The 4,860-nt window shown below is 51.2% G+C and carries 7 protein-coding genes; 3 read left to right on the forward strand and 4 right to left on the reverse strand.

The window, feature by feature from the left end; translation table 11 throughout:
• Nucleotides 1-290 (forward strand): ExbD/TolR family protein (locus tag ACO0LN_RS30080; RefSeq protein WP_422980401.1); only part of this gene is annotated, 290 nt, incomplete at its 5' end.
• Between the two features lie 84 nt (nt 291-374).
• Here ACO0LN_RS30080 and ACO0LN_RS30085 read toward each other — a convergent pair.
• The 4 genes from ACO0LN_RS30085 to ACO0LN_RS30100 all read right to left on the reverse strand — a co-directional run bounded on the left by ACO0LN_RS30085 (nt 375) and on the right by ACO0LN_RS30100 (nt 3,563).
• Nucleotides 375-764 (reverse strand): VOC family protein, encoded by a 390-nt coding sequence (locus ACO0LN_RS30085; RefSeq protein WP_422980403.1) that lies wholly within the window; start codon nt 762-764, stop codon nt 375-377.
• A 33-nt stretch (nt 765-797) separates the two neighbouring features.
• Complete coding sequence (locus tag ACO0LN_RS30090; protein WP_422980405.1) at nt 798-1,634, reverse strand: branched-chain amino acid aminotransferase; 837 nt, start codon at nt 1,632-1,634, stop codon at nt 798-800.
• 93 nt (nt 1,635-1,727) lie between these two features.
• Nucleotides 1,728-2,585 (reverse strand): DUF6348 family protein, encoded by an 858-nt coding sequence (locus ACO0LN_RS30095; RefSeq protein ID WP_422980407.1) that lies wholly within the window; start codon nt 2,583-2,585, stop codon nt 1,728-1,730.
• Nucleotides 2,586-2,669: 84 nt separating this feature from the next.
• Complete coding sequence (locus ACO0LN_RS30100; protein WP_162057870.1) at nt 2,670-3,563, reverse strand: LysR substrate-binding domain-containing protein; 894 nt, start codon at nt 3,561-3,563, stop codon at nt 2,670-2,672.
• Between the two features lie 110 nt (nt 3,564-3,673).
• Here ACO0LN_RS30100 and ACO0LN_RS30105 point away from each other — a divergent pair, with 110 nt between their 5' ends.
• Nucleotides 3,674-4,450: a sulfite exporter TauE/SafE family protein gene (locus ACO0LN_RS30105; RefSeq protein ID WP_422980410.1), complete on the forward strand. Its 777-nt coding sequence runs from the start codon at nt 3,674-3,676 to the stop codon at nt 4,448-4,450.
• A complete protein-coding gene (locus ACO0LN_RS30110) occupies nt 4,447-4,737 on the forward strand; it encodes a GNAT family N-acetyltransferase (protein ID WP_422980412.1) in 291 nt (96 codons plus the stop codon). Before ACO0LN_RS30105 ends, ACO0LN_RS30110 begins: the two co-directional genes overlap by 4 nt.
• Nucleotides 4,738-4,860: the final 123 nt, after the last annotated feature.

Consider the following 4,860-nt stretch of genomic DNA (forward strand, 5'->3'; position numbering starts at 1 on the left):
TGAATATGCCGACAGGCACGCCACCGCCACCAACAGTAGAACCAGTCGTCGTCAATATCGACGTCGATTTTGATGGTACGGTGTCCTGGAATGGTACGGCAGTCGATCATGCACAGCTGGAAGCGAAGTTGGCTGAATCGGCAGCAATGCCTGCAGCAAACCAGCCAGAGATACACCTGCGTCCGGTTGCTGTTGTGCCTTACAAGTCTGTGGCTGCGGTCATGGCAGCGGCACAGCGTCTTGGCGTGACCAAGATCGGCATGGTCGGGAATGAGCAGTTCCTGAAGTAAATCAGAGTATGTCAAAAAAACCGGGGATCTCATTCCCCGGTTTTTTTTCGACTCATGCTTTCTTCATATTGCCTGGCAAATCTATCAAGGCAGAGCTTCATACAACTCCAGGGGCAAGTCATCAGGGTCAGTAAAAAAGACAAAGCGCCGTCCTGTCAATTCGTCCAGCCTGATATCTTCCACTTCCAGCCCCTTTGCCTCCAGCATCGCTTTACAGACTGACACATCATCGACTTCAAATGCCAGGTGACGCAAACCCTGTGCCTCAGGCCGGGATACCCTGGGTGGCGCATCAGGGAAGGAAAACAATTCTATTTGCGAACCGTCTGGCAAGGCCAGATCAAGCTTATGTGAAGCTCTCTCTGACCTATAGGTCTCAGCAATAACGCTCAAGCCCAGAATCCGGGTATAGAAATCCTTGGACACCTGATAATCAGCGCATATGATGGCTACATGATGTATGCGCTTGAGCATCGATCTGTCGTTGAGTCTGGGTCAGGATGCGAATCAGGTATTTTGCATGAATTGCAAATACAGATCACGGGCACGTGTCGCCACTACACCTATAGGCAATTCAAGGCTTTCGTATCTGGTGCAAGGTGTTACCTTGGCAAAATTACCTGTATTGAAAATCTCTTTGGCTGCCAGCAATTCTTCCGGTTTTACAGTGCGCTCGGACACTTGCTTGCCATCTTCCTTGAGCAAACCAATAACGCGGGCGCGGGTAATGCCGGACAAGAAACTGCCGTTTGCCACAGGTGTGACAATCTCATCGTCAGCAGTCACGAAGAAGAGATTGGCAGTGGCAAATTCAGCCACATTGCCATGCATGTCACAGACCACGCCATTGTCAAAACCACGCTCTTTGGCTTCGCGCAAGGCTCTGGTGGAATTTGGATACAGGCAGGAAGCCTTGGCATCAGTCGGTGCCATGGAAGGGTCGGGACGACGCAGGCTGGACAGGCAGGCAGAGAAACCGGTAAATGCCGGCATGGGTGCATCAAACAAAGTCAGCGCAAAGCCCGTAGTTGAAGGTTCAGGGATCAGCAAACCGTCAGTGCCAAATACCAGCGGACGTATATACAGCTCGGCATCCGCCGGAAACAGGGCTATGCCCTCACGGCACAATGCTTCGAGTTCATCGACATTGTATGGGCATTGCAAACCCAGGCGCTGGGCTGATTGTATGACGCGGGCCAGATGCAAACGCAAGTCTGGCGTCAGGCCGCGAATGGAACGCGCACCATCAAACACTGAGGAACCCAGCCAGACTGCATTATCCATGGCGCCAAACAGTGGCGTATTGCCCTCACTCCATTGTCCCTTGAAGTAACTACGGTACATAATATTCCTCACTCATTGATAGTAAATTGGTGACACATCGTGAATTCTTATTTCTAATGTATCACATCCGCCATTTGACCTGACCAACCGGTATCAAGGCTGCACCCTGCCGGATTGCACAAGTTGCGCCTGATTGACGCTATGTCTGCTGGTCCTGACAACGACATATTGCTTGCGAAACTCCAGCCCGCGCTGTGGCCATTTTTCTGCATATTGTTTCAGGTGTTCGACCGCAGACAAAAAATCTTCGCCATTGACACGGCAATCAGCAGCCAGTTTGCCTTCGTTATCACGCGAGGCAAACAAGCGTATGCCGATGAAATCACTGGTCTGCAACAGATCATGAAAAGCAGGCATGCTTTCTGTAAACAGGCAGCATGGACAAAATGGATGTTCTTCTTTTTTCTTGGGCGCGGGCAGGCTGGCGAGATGGGCGACTGGGCCCAATATTACCTGGCGAAAACTGCTGCCTTCTGCCGCCTCAGTGCTGGTGTTCATTTCTATGACTGTGCAATTCAAAGGCTGCTCGCGGGTAGCATCCTGCAATACCAATAAGTCCATCCTGGCCCAGGTACGCAAACCTTCAAGTATCGCCTCAGATTCAGTGGCACCCATGGCATGCTGGTACTCGCTCAAACCCTCCGGGAAGTAGGCCGCATGGCTGGCATAGATACGTGTGCAGGTGCGGAATTTGTCTTCAGCAAGCGTAACAGTTTCCACCCGCTCAACTGCCAGCAGCAAGCCATCTTCCAGGGCCAGGTAATTGTCTTGCCATTTCAATTTGATTATTTCTGCCGTCAAGACATCAAACAAGGCCAGCGTCAATTCAGCATCGATATTCACATCGGCAAATACCGGGGCCATTACAGCTGACGCAGGTGAAACCGGGCTGGCAGCAAATTTACTCTTGAAGCTTTTGAAAGCATTGCCTAGGGAAGTGGTAACGGACATGAGAATGAAGATTGAAGATGAAACAGACCTGCATTGTAGCAAGAAGACCGGCAGACCAAGCTATTTGCATACTGCACAAAATTTTCAGGCCTTGATGGCATTGATCAATTCACGCGCATAGGTCGGCAGCTCATCATATTGCCGCACACAGATCAGCAAGTTCCTGACAGCCCAGGTATCAGTCAGATACAGCCTTTGTATTTTCATCAACTGCTCATAACGTAAAGCTGCCGTCTCGGGGATGATGGCGATGCCAGCACCACTTTCCACCATGCGGCAAATGCCATCAAAGCTGCGCAAACGCAGGCGGTAATGCAAACGCTGCCCCAGCCGCGCCGCATGTTCATTCAAATATTGTTGCAGGGCGCTGTCACCAGCCAGGCCTATGAAGTCATAGGTCAGGATATCGGCAAAGGCCAGGATACCATTGACCGCAGCCACAGCATGCAATGGATGCTGGGCTGCCGTCACCAGCACCAGTTGATCCTGCCGGAATGGAAATACCTGCAAATCTGCACTATCAACCGTATCGGCAATGATGCCTATGTCGGCCTGTTCAGCAATGATGGCTTGCACGATGTCGTTGCTGAGTCTTTCTTCAACTTCGATATTGATGTGCGGATGTGCCTGCATATAAATGGCCAGCGCCTGCGGCAGGAATTCAGTAAGCGCCGAGGTATTGCACAACATACGTATATGGCCCTTGAGGCCTTTGGCATAATCACCGAGATCACCGCGCATTCTTTCCATCTGCTGCATCAGCATGCGCGCATGGTGCAGCAGCGTGCGGCCAGCATCAGTCACTTCCACACCGCGCCTTTGCCGCAGTAACAGGGGCACACCCAGCAAATCTTCCATACCGCGCAGGCGCGCACTGGCAGATGCCAGTGCCAGATGGGAACGGTCTGCCCCGGCAGTAATACTGCCTGCCTCCACCACGTGAACAAATAACTGCAAATCGACCAGATCAAAGCGCATGAAAAGATTATTTTTTGGAATGAGTGCCAGATTTAGACTACGTAAAATACGAAGCCTGTCTGAGTATATTCCACATTTTCAGTTCTTGCTGGTAATGGCAAACTGTCTATATGGAATCCCTCATTGCGCTATTTACCCCTCATGGCAACAGCACGCAGTGGCTGGCAATAGCATTTATCTTTCTGCTTGCGGGAATGATAAAAGGCGTCATAGGCCTGGGCTTGCCTACCGTGGCAATCGCTTTGCTGAGCCTGTCGATGACGACGATGCAAGCCGCAGCTCTATTGTTTCTACCTTCGCTTTTAACGAATATATGGCAACTCGGCAGTGGCACCGGGCTAATGCCCTTATTGCGCCGCCTGACCCCTATGCTTTTGGGCATTTGCCTTGGCACTTTTGTAGCCGGATTCTTATTCAGCAAGCTCGATCCTGTCTGCTCAGGTGCTGGTCTGGGCGTGGCATTGCTGCTATATGGCGTGATGGGGCTGGCATCGGTGCATTGGCAAGTGCCCACTCAGGCAGAACGCATGCTGGCCCCTGTTATCGGCATTGCGACAGGCATGGTCACCGCCTCTACCGGCGTATTTGTCTTGCCGTCTGTCCCTTACCTGCAAGCCCTGGATCTTGATAAGGGCAAACTGGTACAGGCGATGGGCTTGTCTTTCACGGTATCTACACTGACCTTGGGTATCAATCTGTACGGCAGTGGTACTTTGCAATGGAATATTGCCGGCGATTCCATGCTGGCCCTGTTACCTGCATTGGCTGGCATGCAATTGGGACAAGTCATACGCGACAAAATGCAGCCAGCGCTGTTCAAACGCTGCTTCTTCATCGGCTTGCTGGCTTTGGGCGTCCACTACTTATGGGGAGCAGTGAAATCATGACAGAGATCACTTCTGGTGAAGCTGTAAAAACGGCACTGCGCATCTGCAAACAAGATGAACAAAGCAACTGCACACATTTGTTGCTGTCTGCATTTCTGGATAAGCAGCATGTAGGTGCGCTCGATTGCAGCATCCTTGCCGGGCAGGTATGCGTCCATGTCCTGTATGTGAAACCCAGCTACCGTGAGCTTGGTATTGCCAGGGCCCTGCTGGCGCAACTGCATGCAGAATGCCCGGGGCTTGAGGTAATTTGCGAAAATGGAAATGAGCAGGGAATGAAGCATTAAGGAATCTCTGATTAAGTCCCCGAGCACTGATTCAGAAACGGTAATATAAGCTTATTTTCCATTGAATCATAAATACCATGAGACAGACAACATTTGCCGAAGGTGGCTTTGAACGCTATGCCA

Source organism: Undibacterium sp. TC9W, from assembly GCF_049339865.1.
Lineage (GTDB): Bacteria > Pseudomonadota > Gammaproteobacteria > Burkholderiales > Burkholderiaceae_D > Undibacterium.

What these genes read in the sequence shown, in the direction of transcription:
- ACO0LN_RS30085 (WP_422980403.1), bottom strand. Translation starts at nt 764, where the DNA reads ATGCTCAAGCGCATACATCATGTAGCCATCATATGCGCTGATTATCAG.
- ACO0LN_RS30090 (WP_422980405.1), bottom strand. Translation starts at nt 1,634, where the DNA reads ATGTACCGTAGTTACTTCAAGGGACAATGGAGTGAGGGCAATACGCCA.
- ACO0LN_RS30095 (WP_422980407.1), bottom strand. Translation starts at nt 2,585, where the DNA reads ATGTCCGTTACCACTTCCCTAGGCAATGCTTTCAAAAGCTTCAAGAGT.
- ACO0LN_RS30100 (WP_162057870.1), bottom strand. Translation starts at nt 3,563, where the DNA reads ATGCGCTTTGATCTGGTCGATTTGCAGTTATTTGTTCACGTGGTGGAG.
- ACO0LN_RS30105 (WP_422980410.1), top strand. Translation starts at nt 3,674, where the DNA reads ATGGAATCCCTCATTGCGCTATTTACCCCTCATGGCAACAGCACGCAG.
- ACO0LN_RS30110 (WP_422980412.1), top strand. Translation starts at nt 4,447, where the DNA reads ATGACAGAGATCACTTCTGGTGAAGCTGTAAAAACGGCACTGCGCATC.